The organism is Microbulbifer epialgicus (assembly GCF_041447265.1).
Taxonomy (GTDB): Bacteria; Pseudomonadota; Gammaproteobacteria; order Pseudomonadales; family Cellvibrionaceae; genus Microbulbifer; species Microbulbifer epialgicus.
Map to the genome: position 1 here is coordinate 1 of NZ_JBGMEK010000012.1, position 21530 is coordinate 21530.

The 21530-nt window shown below is 52.3% G+C and carries 15 protein-coding genes; 10 read left to right on the top strand and 5 right to left on the bottom strand.

Features of this window, described 5'->3' with window-relative positions:
• Positions 1 to 963: 963 nt before the first annotated feature.
• Positions 964 to 2436: an aminoacyl-histidine dipeptidase gene (locus tag ACCI49_RS07490; protein WP_371838338.1), complete on the bottom strand. Its 1473-nt coding sequence runs from the start codon at positions 2434 to 2436 to the stop codon at positions 964 to 966.
• A gap of 124 nt (positions 2437 to 2560) precedes the next feature.
• A complete protein-coding gene (locus ACCI49_RS07495) occupies positions 2561 to 4528 on the bottom strand; it encodes a VacB/RNase II family 3'-5' exoribonuclease (protein ID WP_371838339.1) in 1968 nt (655 codons plus the stop codon).
• A gap of 350 nt (positions 4529 to 4878) precedes the next feature.
• On the opposite strand from ACCI49_RS07495, the gene ACCI49_RS07500 reads away from it, so the two are divergent.
• Complete coding sequence (locus ACCI49_RS07500) at positions 4879 to 5967, top strand: Glu/Leu/Phe/Val dehydrogenase dimerization domain-containing protein (protein ID WP_371838340.1); 1089 nt, start codon at positions 4879 to 4881, stop codon at positions 5965 to 5967.
• A gap of 259 nt (positions 5968 to 6226) precedes the next feature.
• Complete coding sequence (locus tag ACCI49_RS07505; protein ID WP_371838341.1) at positions 6227 to 9064, top strand: M16 family metallopeptidase; 2838 nt, start codon at positions 6227 to 6229, stop codon at positions 9062 to 9064.
• Between the two features lie 136 nt (positions 9065 to 9200).
• On the opposite strand, the gene ACCI49_RS07510 is transcribed toward ACCI49_RS07505, so the two are convergent.
• Positions 9201 to 9812: a glutathione S-transferase family protein gene (locus ACCI49_RS07510; RefSeq protein ID WP_371838342.1), complete on the bottom strand. Its 612-nt coding sequence runs from the start codon at positions 9810 to 9812 to the stop codon at positions 9201 to 9203.
• 91 nt (positions 9813 to 9903) lie between these two features.
• Between ACCI49_RS07510 and ACCI49_RS07515 the strand changes: the two genes are divergently transcribed.
• A complete protein-coding gene (locus ACCI49_RS07515) occupies positions 9904 to 11265 on the top strand; it encodes a metal-dependent hydrolase family protein (RefSeq protein ID WP_371838343.1) in 1362 nt (453 codons plus the stop codon).
• Positions 11266 to 11323: 58 nt separating this feature from the next.
• Here ACCI49_RS07515 and ACCI49_RS07520 read toward each other — a convergent pair whose 3' ends face one another.
• Both ACCI49_RS07520 and ACCI49_RS07525 read right to left on the bottom strand, forming a co-directional pair.
• Complete coding sequence (locus ACCI49_RS07520; RefSeq protein WP_371838344.1) at positions 11324 to 12037, bottom strand: SIMPL domain-containing protein; 714 nt, start codon at positions 12035 to 12037, stop codon at positions 11324 to 11326.
• A gap of 179 nt (positions 12038 to 12216) precedes the next feature.
• Positions 12217 to 13386 (bottom strand): hypothetical protein, encoded by a 1170-nt coding sequence (locus ACCI49_RS07525; protein WP_371838345.1) that lies wholly within the window; start codon positions 13384 to 13386, stop codon positions 12217 to 12219.
• A gap of 75 nt (positions 13387 to 13461) precedes the next feature.
• On the opposite strand from ACCI49_RS07525, the gene ACCI49_RS07530 reads away from it, so the two are divergent.
• The 7 genes from ACCI49_RS07530 (at position 13462) to ACCI49_RS07560 (ending at position 21527) form a co-directional block, all read left to right on the top strand.
• Complete coding sequence (locus ACCI49_RS07530) at positions 13462 to 13902, top strand: VOC family protein (RefSeq protein WP_371838346.1); 441 nt, start codon at positions 13462 to 13464, stop codon at positions 13900 to 13902.
• A gap of 60 nt (positions 13903 to 13962) precedes the next feature.
• Positions 13963 to 15069: a hypothetical protein gene (locus ACCI49_RS07535; protein WP_371838347.1), complete on the top strand. Its 1107-nt coding sequence runs from the start codon at positions 13963 to 13965 to the stop codon at positions 15067 to 15069.
• The gene (locus tag ACCI49_RS07540; protein ID WP_371838348.1) at positions 15066 to 15737 is read left to right on the top strand and encodes a GntR family transcriptional regulator; all 672 of its coding nucleotides are present in this window, start codon (positions 15066 to 15068) and stop codon (positions 15735 to 15737) included. Before ACCI49_RS07535 ends, ACCI49_RS07540 begins: the two co-directional genes overlap by 4 nt.
• 353 nt (positions 15738 to 16090) lie before the next feature.
• Complete coding sequence (locus ACCI49_RS07545; RefSeq protein WP_371838349.1) at positions 16091 to 17440, top strand: aspartate aminotransferase family protein; 1350 nt, start codon at positions 16091 to 16093, stop codon at positions 17438 to 17440.
• A 125-nt stretch (positions 17441 to 17565) separates the two neighbouring features.
• Positions 17566 to 18951 carry a glutamine synthetase family protein gene (locus ACCI49_RS07550; RefSeq protein WP_371838350.1) on the top strand — a complete coding sequence of 462 codons (1386 nt, stop codon included), beginning with the start codon at positions 17566 to 17568 and terminating at the stop codon, positions 18949 to 18951.
• Positions 18952 to 19464: 513 nt separating this feature from the next.
• Entirely contained in the window at positions 19465 to 20775 is a 1311-nt protein-coding gene (locus ACCI49_RS07555) for a glycosyltransferase family 4 protein (RefSeq protein ID WP_371838351.1), read from the top strand.
• Complete coding sequence (locus tag ACCI49_RS07560; RefSeq protein ID WP_371838352.1) at positions 20775 to 21527, top strand: class I SAM-dependent methyltransferase; 753 nt, start codon at positions 20775 to 20777, stop codon at positions 21525 to 21527. Before ACCI49_RS07555 ends, ACCI49_RS07560 begins: the two co-directional genes overlap by 1 nt.
• Positions 21528 to 21530: the final 3 nt, after the last annotated feature.

The window sequence follows — 21530 nt, forward strand, 5'->3', positions numbered from 1 at the left end:
CCTGTAAGCTCGTAATCGGCATCCATGCCTCATACGGTCCCGAGCGCAGTGTATTCTTTCCTTCCCCATTTTTAGTATATCTTGAGATAAGAAGTGTTGTTGTTGAAGCAAAAGTGGAGTAAACACTTCACTTGCGCTATGCAGTGAATACAATCTTGCCGCTCGTAATTGGTATCCATGCCACCTCATATGTGGTCTCGAGTGGAATGTACTCTCCACCTCTGTTTAGTAGTATTCGCTGCTTCTCACCAATATGTTTCCGCTTTTGTTCTGTCTATATATTGTAACGGGAAGGACAGCTGTGTCAGTGGCAGTAGATACAACGCTATCTAAGAGGTAAACACCAAGGAGTAAATCAACATTTATTGAATCGCTGCTTGAGTGCATTTTACACATGTTGTAAGAAAGTCCACTGTAAACTCTTGGTATAGACTCGCAGCTGGAATTTTGCTTTTTCAGGTTTGCCGCAATTTCTCGATCCGTACTGGTTAGCGTGGTAAAAGTTCCGCAAGCTGTCAGGGGGAGAATGCAAAGTGCGAAGATTAGAAATTTCATTGACTGTATTTCCTTGGGGTCTAGAGCTGGCAGCCGAAGTGTAACCGCAGTTCTACCCTATCCTTGAGGGAGCTATCCCTGCTCGTTTTTTAATAAAGTAACCCCCTAAACTCAGACCAGTCAGGAAGCCAGTTACATCTTTAGATGCGATTTTATTGACCTGTGAGCTTGAAATAAAGTTCCCTGTGTGAGGTTTTTGGTAGAATGATTTACCGGAAAGAATCAGCTGATGCTTTATTTGATGGCTAAATATTTTCCATTAGCTGGAGATTTGCAGCTGGTATCATGATTCTCAGGGAGCGCGAATAAAGGATTGCGGTGGGGGAGGTGAATCCCCCCCCCCCATCAGTAGCTTCCGATGGGGGAGAAAGGATTACTCTATAGTAGGAGGCAGTCGGGATTGAGTGATTAATTTCGGGCCGGAACGGCCTGCACAACCTTCATAAAATAATCCCAGAAATTGGCAACACTTTGGATGTGTACTCTTTCTTCCGGAGAGTGCGCGCGGCGGATGGTGGGACCGAAAGAGACCATATCCCAGTTAGGGTAGGGTTTGGCGAGAAGGCCGCACTCCAGGCCGGCGTGGATCACTTTTACTTCCGGTTCTTCTCCGGTCATTTCCTTGTAAACACCCTTCATCATGGCGAGTAGCGGTGAGTTGGGGTTTGGCGTCCAGCCAGGGTATGAATTATCCAACCTGGTTTCTGCGCCGGCCAACTCAAAAGTAGCGGCTACATCCAGGCCGTGCTGATCCCTCGCGCTATCCGAAAGGCTGCGTACCAGGCACTGTATTTGAACCCGATGTTGGCCGTCTTTTTCTACAGTGACTACGCGGGCCAAATTGTTGGAAGTGTCGGCAATGCCTTCTAGCGCAGTGCTCATGCGCTCCACACCATTTGGGCAGCAGCGAATAGCGTGAATCAGCTTTTGCTGGCTGGCGACATCCATTGTATTGCGTGGAGTTTCGGTGGTTTCCAGGCTAATTTCCAGTGCTGCCTCGGTATCCAGTTCTCGTGCGATTTGTGCGCTTTCATTGCTGATAACCGCTTGTAGTTGCTCATGGTTGTTCGCAGGAATTACGAGGGTGCTGAATGACTCGCGGGGAATGGCATTACGCAAGCTTCCGCCATCCAGTGTGGCGATTCTCAATGCGGGGATTTCACGAAAGACCGTATCGATGATGCGGTTGGCAATTTTATTGGCATTGCCACGTCCCTTATCGATATCCAGTCCGGAGTGGCCTCCGCGCAAACCACGCACAGCTAGTTTATATGCCTGGCTACCGGCTGCTACGGGTTCTGCCTTGTAGGGCAGAGCAGCATTGATATCGATACCGCCGGCACAGCCAATGTAGAGCTCACCTTCGTCTTCAGTATCGAGGTTTAGCAGCAGATCAGCTTCAAAGTAGCCGGGCTGCAGGTTCTTGGCGCCGGTCATACCCGCCTCCTCATCAATGGTAAGCAGAGCTTCCAAGGCAGGGTGGGGGATATCTGTAGACTCCATCAGGGCAAGAATGGCGGCGACGCCAATACCATTGTCGGCTCCAAGGGTAGTGCCTTTGGCGGTAACCCAGCCGCCATCAACATATGGTTTGATAGGGTCGGTGAGAAAATCGTGTTCGGTATCTGCATTTTTTTGCGGCACCATATCCACGTGACTTTGCAGGGCCAGGGTCTGACGATCTTCCATACCGGGCGTTGCCGGCTTTTTGATAATAACGTTACCAACCTTATCCAGCTGCACATCCAGGCCGCGAGTTTTGGCGAAATCAATAATGTGCTCGACAACTCTATCTTCATGCTTGGAAGGGCGAGGAATTTCGCAGAGTTTGGCGAAGTGTTTCCACAGAGGGGTAGGGTTCAGCTCAGCAATAGTGCTCATTGGTGGCCTCGGGTCATTCTTATGAGGTTGATTGTCGTTCCCTGCAGAAATCTATTCATGGGATAGACTCAGAATAATGGGAAAGAGCTCGGCATTTGCCGGGCTCTTTGGGCGTTTCTCGCGGTTATTTTTCTGTAGCTTCTTTAGTTTTAGCGCTCTCTGCCAAAAGCTCGAAAGCGATGCGGCGCTTATCTACATCCACTGCTGCAACTTTGACACTGACAGCCTGCTCTAACTGGAAACTCTGCTCGTTGTGAGTAAGGGTCAAATGTTTGCCGTCAAAACTCGGCAGGTTCTTCTTGTCGCCATTCAGGCGAACAAACCCGTCGATGCCAAATTGATCCAGGCGCACGCCTAATCCGGCGCCAGTGACCAGGGTAATTTTGCCCGTAAATTCCTGCCCCACCTTATCCTGCATAAACTGGGTGTACAGCCATTGTTCCAGGGCGCGATTGGCTTGGCGCCCGCGGACCAGGCTATCTTGCAGGCTCTCGATTTCTGTGTCGCTCAGTGCTTTTGCGGCAGTGTTTTCCGATGCAGCGCGCAGCACACGGTGGTTATGCAGGTCGTTATACTTGCGAATTGGGGACGTTACGGTGGCATAGGCTTCGAGTCCCAGACCCAGATGGGCGCCCGCTTTGTTATCGAGTTGGCCAGGGCGCAGCATGCGTTTCAATACTGCCAGCAGGTTGTGCATTTGCGTATCGTCGTGGCTCTCCAAGTACTTTACCAGGGCCAAGTAGTGCTGCAGTTGGCTGAGATCGTTTTCCGCATGCTCTGGCAGCAATTCCTTCAGCAGGCTTTTCACTTCACCCATGCGCTCCTCACGGAAGCCCAAATGCACTGAGAAGCAGCCTTGTTTTATTTCAGCCAGTTTGGCACCAATGCTGATATTGGTGGCCAGCATGGCTTCTTCCACCATGCGCTGGGCAATATTGCGATCCTGTTTGACGATACGCTCAATCTTGCGCTGCTTGTTGAGATGTATTTCATATTCCGGGCGATCTTCCATCGCCAGGGAGTGGCTTGAGCGGTAGGCAGAGCGGGCCTCATAAAGGGCGGCAAGATTGCGCAGGCTGTCTTTTTGCTCGTCAGGCACAGCGGATTCATCGCCTTCGATAAACTGGCTCACTTGGTTGTAGCTCAGTTTGTGTTGAGAGCGGATCGCGGCAAACTCATAGCGACTGTCAGTCAGGTTGCCATCACTATCAATATCAATATGGATAACTAGTGCGGGGCGTAACTCTCCAGGTACCAGGGAGAAAAGGTCCTCACACAGATTGCGCGGCAACATTGGCAGGGTCTCGCCGGGGAGATATTGACTGTGAGCGCGTTTGAAGGCCTCTTTGTCCAAGGGGCTGGTTTCTTCGATAACACTGGAGGGGTCGGCGATGGCGATATGCAGGGTCCAACCATTGTCGCGAGCTGTAACCGCTAGGGCATCGTCCATGTCGCGGGTACTCTCGGCATCAATGGTGGCGAAACCAAACTCAGAGAGTTCTTTGCGTTCGGCATTGATAGATGCAATTTGTCCGGCAATGGCCCCCGCTTGCTTTTCAGCAGCCTGGCCAAACTGTTCTGGCAGCTTGTATTGGGCTACAACGTAAGCATGTTCAATTCCGGGCATTTCAGGTTTGCCGATAACCGTCTCCACCTTGGCTTGGGCGCGCCCGTCTTTAAATGGGTGGCGATTGACCTTGCAGGCGATAAACTCACCGGGTTGGGCTTTGCCGCGGGCTTTTGGTGGCAGGAAGATCCAGCGAGACAAGCCGTTTTGAGTGGGCTGAATAAAGTGCCCCTGGCCCCGCTGAACATATTGTCCAACCAGGTAGTCCAGTTGGCTGTCGAGGAGCGTATCCAACTCGGCGGTAAGCTTGCCTTTTTTCTCCTCTGCAATACTGACGCGAACCCTGTCACCGGGGAAAACACGTTCCATTTCATTGGGAGGTAGGAAAGCTTCCCGACCATCCTCCAGCTCCACAAAGCCAAATTTGCCGTTGCTGCCGCGTACCCGGCCCTCGGCAAACTCCTTACTGGAGCGAATATCTGTTTTCAGTTGTGAAAGTTGTTTCAGAGCGTCGGCATTCAGCATCGAGTTTATCTCTCGGGTCGATTTGGGCGCGGATTCTACCAGACCCTGTCGACACGGTGTAACGTGGGGCGATAATGGAAGAAAGTTCCTTAGCATAAGTGGGGACCGCGAGGGACTCGATGAAGCGGAGGTCTGGATTACTGACTGCTTAGCCCCTTCTATTCGTGAAGGGCCATTTATCCTAAAAAACTATACTTCACGTGACAGTTTCGCTATTAGTTCGATGTTATGTGCAAAATATGCAAACTTTGTCTGGCGAACCTGGATATAATCTTACCCCTGAATAAAAACAGATAAGGGCTGTGGTTGTTCCCCAGCTGTAGAACCGGCCTTCCGGAGAGGAACAGTTAATGAGTATTTTTTCCCATTCCGCCTACGATAAACATGAACAAGTGGCGTTTTACCAAGATGCTAAGAGCGGTCTCAAGGCAATTATCGCGGTACACAATACGAATTTAGGTCCCTCACTGGGTGGCTGCCGTATGTGGCCGTATGCCGATGACGGTGAGGCTTTGAATGATGTACTGCGCTTGTCTCGCGGTATGACTTATAAGTCTGCTATGGCTGGCCTGAAGCTTGGCGGTGGAAAGTCTGTGATTATTGGCGATCCGCGCAAGGAGAAGACTCCAGAACTGCTGCGCGCCATGGGCGAGTTTATCAATACCCTTGGTGGCCGCTACATCACTGCAGAGGACTCCGGTACCAGTGTTGCCGATATGAGCGTTATCGGCGAAACCACTGAGTATGTATCCGGCCTATTTGCCGGCTCCGAGTACGGTGGCGATCCTTCCCCATCGACTGCCTACGGCGTATTTGTGGGCCTCAAAGCTGCTGTGGAGCACCGCTGGGGCAAGACTGACCTGACTGGTCTGAAAGTTTCCATTCAGGGGGTAGGCAACGTAGGTTTCCGCCTGGGTAAGCTGCTGAAGGATGCAGGTGCGGAACTGTTTGTGACCGATATCTTTCAAGACAACATCGACCGCGCAGTAATAGAGCTGGGAGCTATTGCAGTTACTGCAGAAGAGATCTTTGATCTCGATGTAGACCTGTTTGCTCCCTGCGCCATGGGTGCCATTTTGAACGATGACACCATCTCCCGCCTGAAAGTGGGAGCTGTTGCAGGTGCCGCAAATAACCAGCTGGCTGAAGAGCGCCATGCGGCTGCATTGCGCGAGAAAGGCATCCTTTACGCTCCTGACTATGTGATTAATGCCGGGGGCATTATTGACGTTTACTACCAGCAGAAAGGTGATTACGACGCGAACGAGGTGCGTGCGCATATCGAGGAGATTGGTAACACCATGAAAGAAGTGTTCGTACGCGCAGATGAAACCGGTGAGACCACGGCGCATGTGGCTGACCGTATAGCCGAGGAGCGGTTTGGCCACCATTCTGTGACTGGTAGTTCTGAAAACAAGTCCGGCACTGTTGCAGCGTAACCGCTTTTCGACACGAGAGATATACCGATGATCTGACTCTATAGACGATTGGCATCATCGCTTCTCCCTGTCTCTAATATATTTTTTTTGGGCACTTCGGTGCCCATTTTTATGTCTGATAGTTGTCTGAGTGATCTGGCAACCAAGTAGGATGTCGGATTAGTAGAGTGAATTTGCGGAAGGGTTCAGCTGATAACGGGATTAAATCCTGTCCTAAACTTGCCATCCTATACCGCGGTTATTATTTGGGAGTGAGAATATGGACTTGCGTCCACTGTTAATCAGTGTCGTTATCGCCACTGCTGGTTTTGCCGGTTGCGGTAAGTCTGTCGACCATACACCCCACGCGCTATCCGTGGATAAAGAAGCCGCCGCTAGTAGCAAAGAAGCTGCTGCTAGTAGCAAGGCAGCAGCCACCGAAAAAGAGGCCTTTGTACCGCCGCCGGAACTCGATATCCCGTTCCACAAAGAGGTGCTGCCCAATGGGCTCACGGTGATCGTGCACGAGGACCGCAAAGCCCCGGTTGTATCCACCAACATTTGGTACAAGGTGGGCTCCAAGGATGAACCAGAGGGCAAAACCGGCTTCGCACACCTATTTGAGCATCTGATGTTCAATGGCAGTGAAAACTATCCCGGAGAGTACTTCGAGCCCTTCCAGCGCTCTGGCGCCACAGATATGAACGGCACCACCAACAATGACCGCACAAATTATTTCGCCACTGTCCCCAAAGGTGCGCTGGATATGGCTTTGTGGATGGAATCTGACCGGATGGGGCATTTCAAAGGTGCGATCACCCAGGAGGTGTTGGATGAGCAGCGTGGGGTGGTAAAAAATGAAAAGCGCCAGGGGGAGAACGCCCCCTATGGGAAAGCTTTTGACATTATCGCCAAGAGCACCTTTCCGGCAGATCATCCCTATTCCTGGACACCGATCGGCTCAATGGAAGACCTGGATAATGCCAGCCTGGAGGACGTTAAACAGTGGTTTGCGGACCACTACCAACCGGCAAATGCCACCTTGGTAATTGCTGGTGATGTCAGCGTCGATGAGGCTATGGACAAGGCACGCAAGTATTTTGGTGATATCCCCAGCACCGGCGTACAGCCTCGTATTAAAAACTGGGAGTTGCCAACCCAGGTCAAAAAGCGCGAAGTAGTACATGACAAGGTTCCGCAAACCCGCATATATAAAGTCTGGAATGTGCCAGCTGTTGGCAGTGAAGAAGAGCACGCGCTTGAGTTGATGACCTCGCTGTTGGCGAATCGAAAAAACTCGTTGCTTTATCGCCGCCTTGTGAGAGATGAACAGGTGGCGACGAGCGTGAGCGCTTTTTACTACGGGCGCCAGCTGGCAGGGCAGCTAATTATTGTGGTGGATGTAAAGCCCGGCCAATCTGTCGATAAAGTTGAAAAACTTTTGAATAAAGATCTGCAAGAGTTTGCAAAAAGCGGTGTGAGCGCGGAAGAGTTGCGGCGGGTTAAGCAAGGCGAATTTGCCGGTCTGGTCAAAGGACTGGAAAAAACCGGTGGATTCGGCGGCAAGAGCGATATTCTTGCCCGTTCTGAATTTTATTACGGTGATCCCGGAGCACTGCTTAAAGGTGTGGAGGACTATGCCAAGGTCTCTGCGCGTGAGGTACAGGATGTTGCGCAGCAGTGGCTGAAAGATGATTCCTACACCCTCATTATCGAACCGGAAAAGCAGTTCACCGCCGCGACTGAAGGGGCTGATCGCAGCAAGCTGCCTGAGGTGGACAAGACAGTAGAGCTGGAATTACCGAAACAGCGTGAGTTCACCCTTAAAAATGGTTTGAAAGTGGTTTTGGCGGAACGTCATGATACGCCGGTGGTACTGATGAATCTGCAATTTCGCGGTGGCGCCTCAGCGGATAGCGCGAAGCCGGGTCTCGCCTCCGTTGCAGCACAAATGCTGAATGAGGGCGCCGGAGACCTGGATAGCTTGGAATTCAGTGCCAGATCGGAGGAGCTGGGTGTGAGTATTGGTGGAGGCAGTAGCCTAGACTACAACTCTATCAGTATGAGTGCCCTCAAAACACAGCTGGAGCCATCCCTGGAGTTGTTTGCCAAGGTGGTGACTGAGCCTCGTTTCCCCGAGTCAGATCTGGAGCGGGTGAAATCCAACCGCTTGGATGCTATCGCGCAGGAAAAGGCACAACCGCAGGGCTTGGCTCTGCGTGAACTGCCACCGCTGCTGTTCGGTACTGGTCATCCTTACGGTGCTCCGCTGACTGGTTCAGGCACGCCCGAAGGTATCCAGTCCATCACGCGGGAGGATTTGGTAAATTTCCAGGAAACCTGGGTGAGACCGGACAACGCGATCTTAACGATTGTCGGTGATGTGACGGAAAAAGAAATTGAACCCCTTTTAAATGAGACTTTGGGGGGCTGGAAGGCACCCAAGGCAGAGTTGCCAACGATTGATGTGGCCGAGGTAGAGCGTCCCAAGGAGGCTCGTGTGTATCTGCTGGATCGCCCCGGCGCGCAGCAGAGCTTTATTATGGCTGGATTGGTAATGCCACCCTGGCAACCGCAAGGCGCAGAGGCATTTGATGCGATGGCCAATATAATTGCCGGTAAATTTACTTCCCGGGTCAATATGAACCTGCGTGAGGATAAGCACTGGTCTTACGGCGCCCGTGCGGTTTCTATGGATACGGAAGGTCAACGCCCCTATATCCTGTTCGCGCCGGTGCAAACAGATAAGACCGGCCCGGCGATTAAAGAGCTGTTAAAAGAATATCGGGATTATTTGAGTCATCGCCCAATCACCGAGAAGGAACTTGAAGATTACCAAAATGACGAAGTGCTCAAGCAGAGTGCGCGCTTTCAGACTAAAGGCCAGTTACTTTCCAGTATTAACTGGCAGTTAGAGAAGGGGCTGCCGGAAGAGTATATTGCTGAATATCCGCAAAGGGTAACTGCGCTCAATACTGATAAGGTTGAGGCGTCTGCGAAGGAGTTTCTCGCCCCAGAGCAATTTACCTGGGTGATTGTCGGGGATCTCGATAAGATCAAGGGTGAGGTAGAGGAGCTGGACATTGGTCCGGTGGAAGTTCTGCCTTCTCGAGATTAATGCTGCAATAAAATAATCGCCCCCGCTTTTTGTAACGGGGGCGATTCTTGTTTAGATGGGCTCAGCGGTGTGCCCCACAATCCTCAAATTTTTATCCAACCGGCTGGCGGCCTGCCAGCTCTTTCGAAATTGGCAATTAGGCGTTGAAACTTGAGCGCTTCTTAAGTTGTTCTCGCCACCGGATGAGGTGGGGGTGCTTCTCTGCATCCGGGCGCAGGTTTTGTACCTTGCCGAAATCCAAGCTACAGATCATGCCGATGTCTGCTACTGAGAAATAGTCACCAACTAGGTATTCGTGATCGGATAAGTGATCGTTCAGGACGCTCATAAACTCTATCGCACGCCTGCCAGATTCCTCACCGAACTCCGGGTAGACATTCATACGATCTTTGAAGAAACCCGAAACGTGCTGGAAGCACATCCCTACAGCAAACATTAAATTGAAGTCGGCGCGGCGACTCCACATTTCCACCTGCGCTTTTTCCTTGGCGTCGCGTCCGAACAGCGGCGGCTCAGGGTGAAGCTCCTCAAAGTATCGCTGGATGGCTACTGACTCAGCAATATGGGTGCCGTCATCCAGCTCAAGCACGGGGACCTTCTTGTTCACATCCTTAGTGCGAAATTCCTGGGTGAGATTTTCACCCTTGGTGATATCCACAGGAACAAGTTCAACGTCAATGCCTTTTTCTGCCAGGTACATCCGCACCCGGCGGCAATTAGGTGCGCCTGCAAACTCATAGATTTTCATGGGGGCTTCCTCTTAACTCGGCGATTACGGTAGATTGTGTAACTTCCAACAATATCAATACAAATCTAAGAGAGACTCACTGGTGACGACAATGACAACACATTCCAAGAGAGCCAGCTTCTTACACCGCTCTGCCGCATACCTGGCAGTTTGTGCAGCTTTTTTCTGCCTACAGGCTTCCGCGGAGAGTATCGCCATTTACGCAGGGAAATTGTTTGATAGTAGCAACGGAAAATTGTTGGAAAACCGTACTATTCATATTGTGGATGGCCGCATTGAGTCGGTGCAAAAAGGGTTTGCCAAGAGGGATAGGGAGTCTTTGGTAGATTTGCGCGACTACACTGTATTGCCGGGGCTAATGGATATGCATAGCCATCTCACTTATGAGTTTGGCCCCCGGGCATATATGGAGTCCTATACCTGGAACCCAGCGGATTTTGCCCTGCGTGGTGTTGATGCGGCAAATCGGACCCTGCAAGCGGGTTTCACAACCATTCGCAACCTGGGTGACCACGACAATGTAACTGTGAGTCTGCGCAAGGCTATTGAGGCGGGCACAATTGAGGGGCCGCGAATTTACACCGCCGGAAAATCTATTGCTACCACTGGAGGCCATGCCGATCCCACCAATGGCCGCCGCCAGGATCTGATAGGCAACCCCGGCCCCGAAGATGGTGTTGTGGATGGTCCCGTATCTGCGCGCAAGGCGATACGCCAACGCTACAAAGACGGCGCGGACCTGATCAAAATTACCGCTACCGGTGGTGTGCTCAGTGTTGCCAAGAGCGGACAGAACCCACAGTTTATGCAAGATGAGCTGGAAGCAATTGTGGCCACGGCCAAGGATTATGGCTTTACTGTCGCGGTGCACGCCCACGGTAAAGAGGGCATGATTCGGGCTATCCGTGCGGGAGTGGATTCTATTGAGCACGGTACCTATATGGATGAAGAGGTGATGAGCTTGATGCGGCGCAATAACACTTGGTTTGTGCCGACCCTTATGGCGGGTGAGTGGGTGACAGAAAAATCTGCCATCGACGGGTTTTTACCCGATATTGTGCGCCCCAAAGCGGCGACGATGGGCCCACTGATGCAGGAAACTTTCTCCAAGGCCTACAAACGCGGAGTCAATATTGCCTTTGGTACCGATACCGGGGTAACCCGTCATGGCGAGAACGCGCGGGAATTTGTTCTGATGGTACAGGGCGGCATGACTCCTGCTGACGCAATTCGTTCGGCAACCTGGAATGCGGCGCAGTTACTACAAGTCCAGGACGAGCTGGGTAGCATCAGCGAAGGCAAGATTGCAGATATTATTGCAGTTGCCGGTGATCCCTTGGAAGATATTTCTGAGTTGCAGCGGGTGCAATTCGTAATGAAAGATGGAAAGATTTTCAAGGCGCCCAGCGAGCCGGCTGTCGAGATATTTGTCGAGCAGGGGAGTAGAGGTTGATAGATAGTCTGTGAAAGTCCGGCCCCACGGAAGATTGGTGGGGCCGGAATAACCTTTTCTAGTCTTCCAATTCGAATACCAGCTCCAGATTTACCGACATGGTTGTCTCGCCAGGGGCAATTGGAGTGGAGGCACTATCCTCTGCTGCTGGCATATTGCTACGCATCATCATTGGGCGCGGCATGCCGCCATTGCCATTTTCGGAGATGCTGACAATCCGGTGGACCTTCATGCCCAGTGCTTTGGCATAGATGGTTGCGCGTTCCTGGGCATCGAGCAAGGCCTTTTCACGTGCCTCCGCTTTGACTGGACCTGGCTCACCAATTTCAAAACTGGGGCCGTGAATCTGGTTGGCACCGGCGGAGGCTAAGTCATCCAACACGTTGCCCAGTTCATCCAGTTTGCGTACTTTGATGCTTACTGTATTGCGTGCTGTGTAACCGACGATTTTCGGCTTTCTATTTTGTTGATAGTGGTAGCGTGGTGACAAACTGACCCCACTTGTTTGGATGTCCTTTTTGGCAATACCGGCTTTTTCGATCGCTTTCATTAGCGAATCCATTTGCTCGGCGTTGTCGTGCATGGCTTTTTTACTGTCTTCTGCCTCGGTCACTACCCCCACAGAAATGCCGGCTACATCCGGTACTTGGCTGGCCTCGCCACGAGCCGCGATCGACACCAGGGTGCCCTGTTCGGCGGGCGCCTGGCCATTACCGCAAGCGGCGATAAGCAGGGCGAGTAGCGCGACTGTTGAGAATTTTACTAACTTCATGATTTTTCCTTATCAATCACTATGGATTTGATTTCACTTCAATGCATCAGGCGCCAAATACTATCAGTGCCTTTCTGAACCTCAGCTGAGTGAGTGTGCCAGCATAACGGATTCAGCAGTGCGTCTGTAGGCTGCTAGTGTACTAATGGCGATCCGGTCACTCAGAAATTGTTGTCAGGTCAATAATCTGCAAAAACCTGCTGGTAAGTTTCATTTTCATCGTGGTAGATGGCAAAGCCCAGGCGCAACAGTTGTTGGCGCCTGTCACACAGAACGGCGCGAGTTCTCAGTTCTTTTTGCAATTTTTCTGAGGTCTCAGCGGTACCACAGTCGAATGTGAAGAAGTGGCCGTGGCCTTGTTCGAGGTCATGGTGAATCAGGCGTTCCCGGTTGAGCAGGGGGTGATGAGTATTGTCCATAGTGTGCAGGAAACGACGTTGGGCACCGAGTATATAACGGTGAATTTTTTCCACAGTGATTCCCTCACGCCTGAATAAATTGAAAATGGCCAAACCTTTGTACAGGCAGGAGTAATCCATAGTGGCCCCGGCAAATCGCAACCAGTTGTTCCCATAGCCGACATCCCCGGAGCGATTTTCTAGTTCTGCCATCTCTGCAAACCAGCCAGTATTGACCGGGCGCAAGTCGCATTGAGTTGGGATGCTCATAAAGCAGAGGCCTTCACCGGCACCCAGGTATTTGTAGGAGCCCGCAGTAAAGAAAACCTTGTCGGCGATCCTGCTCAGGTCAATAGGGCGGGCAAAAAATCCATGGTAGCCATCGATAACAAACTGGGTCGCATCTGGTTTCTGTTCGGCGATGCGCAGCAGCTCCGGGAATACCACCCCGGAATCGAAAAAAACCAGGCTGGCGTAGGCCAACTGATAGTTTTTGGAATGCAGTTCGTGCTCGAAGCGTTCTGCCAATGTTGCGAAGGGCGCTTTGGGGATTCGTATAACCTCTACATTAGGTAATTCTTCGAGCCGCTGTAACTGACGTGCGAAACTGTAAAATTCGCCATCGGTGGTGAGAATCCGGAGTGGTTTGTCCAAGTCGAAAGCGCTGATCAATCGATAGACCAGTTCGTGGGTGTTGGGGGCGATGGCGATCTGGCCGGCATCTGGGAGCTTCAGCGTGCACGCGACGGCTTTTTGCCAAGCGGGTATTTTTTCTTGGAAGATCGGCCCCCATTTATCATCGGCGAGCAATGCCGCATCGTGCCAGTATTGCTGTACTGCCTCGAGTGTGACATCAGGCCAATAATGGTGGGAATGGCAGGCCATGTGCAACATAGAGGAGGGACTGCCGCTGGGTGCTTGTGAAAAGGCTCGATAGAATTTCTTATACATTTGCTTTTCGCCGGATGAAACTGAATTATTGATTATTTCGCGATTTTAGACCCTGGGAACAGGAAGGAGTAGAGGGTGAGGTATTTGCACACGATGGTCCGCGTGACCAACCTGGAAGAATCTTTAAAATTTTATTGTGAAAAGTTGGGATTGCAGGTAGTAACGCGTAATGATTATGACCAGGGCCGATTTACCCTGGTCTATCTGGCGGCACCGGAAGATGTAGATGCTGCCCGCGAAAGGAAGGCCCCCATGTTGGAACTCACCTATAACTGGGACCCGGAGTCCTATAGCGGCGGTCGCAACTTTGGCCACTTGGCCTATGGAGTAAATGATATCTACGCTGTTTGCCAGCGAATGAAGGATGCCGGAGTGACCATTAACCGGCCACCGCGTGATGGGTATATGGCATTTTTCCGATCCCCGGATGGAGTCTCTATCGAGTTGTTACAGAACGGCGAGCCGTTGGAGCCACAAGAACCCTGGCAGTCGATGGAGAATACTGGCGAATGGTAATTCCAGGGAGAGATAAACCCAGTACACTTTCGCTTGAATGGATATCTTAAGAGACGCTTTGTGAAGAATTCCAATTGCATACTGTTGGCCGGGGCAAACGCGGCGCGCCGGATTCGTGAGGAAGGTTTGCATCAAGGGCAGTTCTCTACCCTGGTCGGTGCCTCTGGAGGTCCCAAGTGGTTGGTTATCAGCCAGCTAGACCGAGTATTGATGGGAGAGTTTTTCAAGGGGCGCCGCGACCCCATTGCGACTCTGGGCTCTTCGATTGGTAGCTTCCGTAATATGTGTTACGCCATGGAGAGGCCACTGGCGGCACTGGAGCGATTGGAGCACGGCTATATCCACCAGGCTTATGCCTCTAAGAAACCAACTCCATTGGAGATTACTATTGCCGGAGAGCGGATTCTGCTTGATGTACTGGGGGAAGGTGGCGCCGAGGAAGTAGTGAGCAATCCATTGTGGCAAAGCCATTTTGTTACTGTGCGTGGGCGTGGTCCCCTCGCCAGTGAAAAGCGCACACTCCTGGCGCCTGCACTTTTTGCATCGGCCCTGGCCAATGCATTGTCCCGGCACAGCTTGAGTGCTTTTTGGGAGAGAGTGGTGTTCCACTCTGGTGGGGAGGCTGCAGTGCAGTTTGGCAACTTGAGTACAGTGAACACTGCGCTCTCTGCAGATAATGTTTGTGCGGCAGTCCTTGCGAGTGGCTCTATTCCATTGGTAATGGCGGGTGTGCAGAACCCGGCAGGTGCGCCGCAGGGCAATTATCGTGATGGTGGCATCACCGACTACCACTTTGACTTGCGTTTTCGTCATCCACAAGGATTGGTACTCTATCCGCATTTCTTCCCGTTTATGGTGCCGGGCTGGTTCGACAAGGGACTTTCCTGGCGCCGCGTGCGTGGTGATGCCATGCAATCCACTCTGGTGCTTGCACCTTCCCCAGCATTTGTGGCGAAGCTGCCCTACGGCAAGATCCCGGATCGTAATGATTTCTATAGGCTGGCCCCCGATGAACGAATCCATTACTGGAAACGGGTGGTAGATTTGAGCAAGCAGGTTGCTGATGATTTCTACGAAATCTGGCAGAGTGACCGCGCAGCGGATTATCTTATTGAGGTCGGCTCTGATGAGACTCCTCACAAATTACAGCAGGTCAGGGCCGCATGAATATGGCGCAGGAATTTAATCATCCGCAGGCGGAGTTTCGCACCACCCAGGAGCGGGTCTATTTTCAGGTGCGTGATGCTATTTTGCGCGGTAAGTTTTTGCCGGGCCATGCAATTACAATTCGCGGCCTGGCAGCGGAGCTGGATTGCAGCCCCATGCCTGTGCGTGAAGCCCTGCGGCGCCTGACTTCCGAGCGGGCACTTGAGTTGTCCGATACCCGACGCGTGACTGTTCCCACCATGACACCTGAAAAGCTCAATGAGATCTGTGCGGCGCGGGTTGCGCTTGAGTGCCAGGCTGCGGAGCACGCCCTACCGTTTGTACAGGAAGAAGACCTGCAGCAACTGCGTGACTTGGATGCGCGAGTGAGCGCCGCACTGGAGCAAAGAGATATTGAGCAGTATGTCACTGCTAATCTCGATTTCCACTTCACCCTTTACCGCTTGGGGCGGCCGCATATTATTCTCTCCCTGATTGAAAGTCTGTGGCTGCAGACAGCGCCCCTGCAGCACCTAGTATTTCAGCGCTTTGGGGTGCAGGAGCTGCCAGATCGTCACGAGGATCTGCTGGATGCAATCGCCGAGAGTAATGTGGAGCGGGTTCGCCGTGCTATTCGCCAGGACATTGAAGAAGGGCTCGGCTCCATTTCCGCCGAAGAGTTGCTCTAGCGACTAGGCCTATTTGCTCGAATACTTTTTCTTGCGGCGGAATCGCCAAGCTATGCCTCTCGGCTGGAGTTGTCAGGTAAAGGTGACCTTTCAGTCATCAGTTCAAACTTCCTACCAGGCCCCATTCGACCTTATGGTTGCTTGAGTCATAGATAGACCTTGCACTTCTGTAAGTCTCAGCACTAAAATGTGATCACAAATTTTGGTAGTGAGAATTTGCCCTATTGTGTCCGGTATCCGGTATAAGTAGCCACAATAGGGCGGATAAAAAAAAGCTGGATATATTCCCATTGCCCACACGGGCCTGTGCCCGGTTCGGCGGGGAGCCCCAGAGCAAAAGCCAGGAGCGAAATATGAACAAGAGTGAGCTGCAACAACACGATCGCGAGCACCTGCTGCACCCCTTTACTGACTTCAATGATCTGGGCCAGCAGGGCACCCGAGTGATTACCAGTGCTGAAGGCGCCTACATCACTGATATCGATGGCAATCGTATGTTGGACGGAATGTCCGGATTGTGGTGTTGCAACCTGGGTTACAGCCGCAAAGAAATTAGCGATGCCATCTATGAACAATTGAATACCCTGCCTTTCTATAACAGCTTCTTCCAGTGCACCACTGTGCCCTCTATCGAGCTGGCTGATGCCCTGGCAGAGGTGACCCCGGCCAATATGAGCAACGTGTTCTTTACCGGCTCGGGCTCCGAAGCAAACGATACGAACTTACGCCTGATTCGCCGCTTCTGGGATCTCCAGGACAAGCCCGAGAAGCGTATCGTGATCTCCCGCAAGAATGGCTATCACGGCTCCACTATCGCCGGTGCCAGCCTCGGTGGTATGAGCGGCATGCATAAGCAGTTCCAGCCTCTGGACTACATTGAGCATGTGCAGCAGCCTTACTGGTTTGCCGAGGGTGGCGATATGTCCCCGGAAGAGTTCGGTATACATGCCGCGCGCAGCCTGGATGAAAAGATCCAGGAACTCGGACCAGAGAAAGTCGCCGCCTTTTTTGCAGAGCCTATCCAGGGCGCTGGTGGTGTAATCATCCCACCGGAAACCTACTGGCCAGAAGTAAAGAAGGTGCTGGATCAGTACGATATCCTGCTGGTGATGGACGAAGTGATTTTCGGCTTTGGCCGTACCGGTGAGTGGTTCGGTGCCGATTACTATGGTATCAAGCCCGACCTGTTGACTTTCGCCAAAGCGGTTACCAATGGCTACTTCCCGCTCGGGGGTACCATGGTGGGTGATCGCGTTGCTGACGTAATAAAGAGCAAGGGCGGTGAATTTACCCACGGTTACACTTACTCTGCGCACCCGGCAGCTTGTATGGCTGGACTTGCGACAATTAACATCCTGCGCAATGAAAAAATTATTGAGAATGTGCGCGATGTGACTGGCCCTTATCTGGCCAAGCGCTGGGCTGAACTGGCGGAGCACCCGATTGTCGGTGAAGCGCGCAGTCTGGGTATGGTTGGCGCACTGGAGCTGGTGAAAGATAAGTCCAGCCGTGCCCGCTTTGATGACGATTGCACCGCCGGTGGAGTATGCCGTGATCTCAGTATCAAGCACGGACTGGTAATGCGCGCGGTGGGCGATGCAATGGTGATCGCACCACCGCTGATTATCACCACTGAGCAGGTGGACGAGCTGGTGGAGAAGGCGCATCGCGCCCTGGACGACACTGCAAAAGCGCTGGCGTAAACTCGCGGTATCGTATCTTTTTTGTGAAAGCGGCCCTGGGCTGTCACTCACTGTCCGTCGCTGGCGGACATGGTTGGTGGCCCAAGGCCGCTTTTGCGGTTTGACTGGATTACCTCAGGCAACTTATGTCTCAAGAAAAAGAATTCACTGCCCAGCCAGAATTGCTGGAGCAGTCGCGTAAATTTCTGGCAGAGCACCCGGACCTAAAGTGGATTGAAGGCTTTATGTTCGATATTAACGGTGTGCCCCGTGGCAAATGGCTGCCTGCCGAGGCGGCGGAAAAACTGCTGAAGGGGAGTCTGCAAATGCCGCGCAGTGCCGTCAGTCTGGATATTTGGGGGCGGGATATCGAAGACAGCCCCCTGGTCTTCGCCAGTGGCGATAGCGATGGTGTCTGCTTGCCGGTATCGCCGATCAGCCTGGCGCCATGGCACCGGGAGCAGACGGCCCAGCTGCACATGCAGCTGCACGAGGCGGATGGCTCCCCCCTCTACGCAGACCCACGTGCTCAGCTACAGCGAGTGGCGGATCGACTGAAAAAGCTCGGTTACAGCGCAGTTTGCGCCACCGAGTTGGAGTTCTACCTGTTGCGTGATGAGGTGGACCACTTGGCGAGGCCGCGCCCGGTTAGTGATAACGATGCTGAATTGGTGCCCTCCACAGATGTGTACGATTTGTCTGAGCTGAATGCACAGCGTCATTTTTTTGCCGACGTTCGCGCTGCTTGTGAAGAGCAGGGGATTCCGGCTGATTCAGTGCTGTCCGAGTGCGCGCCCGGTCAGTTTGAAATTAACTTGTTGCACAGTGCTGATCCGGTGAAGGTTGCTGACCAGACCCTGCTGTTTAAGCGATTGCTGAAAGGTGTCGCGCGCAGCCACGGTTTCCGTGTGAGTACCATGGCCAAGCCCTTTGGGGATCAAGCCGGTAACGGTATGCATGTGCATATGAGCCTGATTGACGACTCAGGAAAAAATGTCTTTGATGATGGCAGTGAGATGGGCTCAGAGCTGTTGCGCCAGGCTGCGGCAGGCATGTTGACAAGCGCCAATGACGCGATGGCGTTTTTCGCACCACACAGCAATTCCTATCGCCGCTTCCAGGAGAGTTCACACGCACCACTCAATTTGTGCTGGGGCTATGACAATCGCACCACCACACTGCGAATCCCGGCAAGCAACCCGGAAGCACGGCGTATCGAGCATCGTATCGCTGGTGCGGATGTGAATCCTTACTTGGTATTGGCGGGGATTCTCGCAGGAGTTTGCTATGGCCTGGAAAATCAATTGCAGCCACCGGCCCCGGTAGAAGGGGATGCCTACCAGGTTGACAGCGAGCAGCTAATCAACACCTGGAGCGGTGCCCTTAAGCGATTTGAGCAAAGTCCCCTGTGGCGTGAATACCTTGATCCGCGCTTTGTCGAGTTATTCCTGCTGCTGAAGCGTCAGGAGCAGGCAGAAATTAACGCGCGGGTGACAGATGTGGAATACCAGAGCTATTTGCACCGTGTATAACGCCGGCAGGGGAGGCCCTGTGGCGCCTGCAGCTTAGACATTGAACGGCTTTTACGACAGAAGGAATAGTGAGTGGCAATACTCTGCTATACCTAAGTTTAAGTGCATAACGCGCTTGAAACTCTCCTCCTGAAAGTGTGTTCGAGAAATCTGGCCCGCCATTTGGCGGGCATTTTTTTATTTAATTCCCCTAAAGAAGCTTCTAGTAACAGCCAGTGTTATTCAGCGCTGCAGGCGTAATAAGCGTCCCTCTCATCCCCAATTGTAGAGTTTCATATAGCCTGGGAAGCCACACAACGGTCAGGCTGGACAAGAGCGTGGACCGCTTCTGCCTAGCAGTCATTTCCACGCCAGTGTATTCTTCCGCTATACAAGCGTAAGGCTCCGGATTAATTAGCCGCTGCAGTACCGCTTTAAAGCGCAGAGCTGCTTGGTTCTATTAAAGATGAGTGGGTCTCAAAACAAGCAGATGGGGAATCTATGACCGCCTTGGGAAATTGTGCAGACGGTCCAATGGCTAGCAAGACGCGGCCGCTAAAAATATGTCTATTAGGTTATCGCAGCAATCCGCATAGCGGTGGCCAGGGAATCTACCTTCGCTACCTGAGCAAAGCATTGGTTGATGCCGGCCACTCAGTGGATGTTATCTCAGGCCAACCCTATCCAGAGCTGGATGAACGGGTAAAGTTGATAAAGATGCCGGGGCTCAACCTGTATGAGGTTGAGAGACCAGCACGGGCTCTTAAACCAAAACACCTGCTTTCCTGGGCAGACTTTTTTGAGTGGTGGAGTAAGCTCACCGGCGGTTTTGCCGAGCCTTATACCTTTGGTCGCCGTGTGAGCAAATACCTGCGTAAACATGGCCGTGACTACGACATAGTGCACGATAACCAGTCCCTTTGTTACGGATTATTGGATATCGACAAAAGTGGTCTGCCAGTGGTTGCGACCATTCACCATCCAATTACTCGCGATCGCCAGCTGGCACTGAATGCAGCGCCAGACTGGAAAATCCGTTTGCTGGTGCGCCGCTGGCACAACTTTCTGAATATGCAGATCAAGGTTTCGCGCAGGCTGCGCCATATTGTGACAGTATCGCGCCAGTCCGAACGGGATATTATTGAGCAATTTGGTGTGGCACCTGAGCAGATACAGCTGATTTACAACGGCATTGATACAGAAATATTTAGCGCCAGTGATAAAGTTGAACGTCAGCCGTTGAGAATCATGACAACCTCATCGGCAGATCAGCCGCTTAAAGGTTTGGGAGTTTTACTTGAGTCTTTGGCTGAATTGCGTAAAGAATTTTCCGGCTTGGAGTTACTGGTAGTTGGGCGCTTGCGGGAAGGGGGTGATACCGAGAAACTCCTGCATCGTTTACAGCTGCAAGATGCTGTTAAATTCGTTTCCGGCATTTCTAATGAAGAGCTTGTAGATCACTACCGCAGTGCAACAGTGGTGGCTTGCCCATCACTGTATGAAGGGTTTGGCCTGCCCGCTGGTGAGGCTATGGCCTGTGGAGCACCAGTAGTATCCAGCGATGGCGGCGCGCTACCAGAAGTGGTTGGTGATGCTGGCATTGTGGTACCCGCCGGGGATAGTCAGGCATTGGGCGAAGCCCTTGGCAAGGTTTTGTCGGACAAATCCCTTCAAGCTGAGCTGAGTGCGAGGGGCAGGGCACGAATTGAGGATAAGTTCTCATGGCGTCTGGCAGCTGCAAGTTTGGTGGCCTACTACCGCGAAATACTGGGTGAATCAGCAGTACAGCGTCGCGGTGAAGATGAGTTGGTTAACGCAGATGTCAGCGGTGCGGAGGCGGCTTAATGATAACTGTAGACCCGCAGCACCTGAATCTTCGCCCAGGACAGAAAGTTTTGGACCTTGGCTGTGGCGAAGGTCGCCACTCCATTCACCTGATGATTACTGATGAAGTAGATGTCTACGGCATAGATTTATGCCTTGACGACGTGCGTACTGCCAGTGAGCGGGCGGAGCCTTTTAAAAGTCCGGAGCATGCAAAAGGGCGCCTTTTGCTCGGAGTTGCCAATGGCCTGCAGCTACCTTTTGCCGATGCCACTTTCGATGTGGTGATCTGTTCCGAGGTATTGGAGCACATTGAGAACTACAAGGCGGTCCTTGCAGAAATTGATCGGGTTTTGAAACCCTCCGGCATATTCGCTGCCACGGTACCGGCCTACTTTCCAGAGTGGATCTGCTGGAAGCTCAGCGATGAATACCATCAGGTGGACGGTGGCCATATTCGTATCTTCCGTGAGAAAGAACTGAGGGGAAGTATTGAATCCTTGGGGCATCGCTATTTTGCGCGCCATAAGGCTCATGCTTTGCACTCCCCCTATTGGTGGTTGAAGTGTCTGTTCTGGAATCAGCCGGACTCCCGCTTAGTTGCAGCCTATCATCGCTTATTGGTTTGGGACTTGATGAAACAACCGGTGCTCACTCGTGCCGCAGAAAAAATACTGAACCCGCTGTTGGGTAAGAGTATTGCACTTTATTTTGTCAAAGCCGAGCAGGAAGCGCCGGAGACCTTGCGCTTAGCGGGGGAGGCGAGTTCGTGAGTG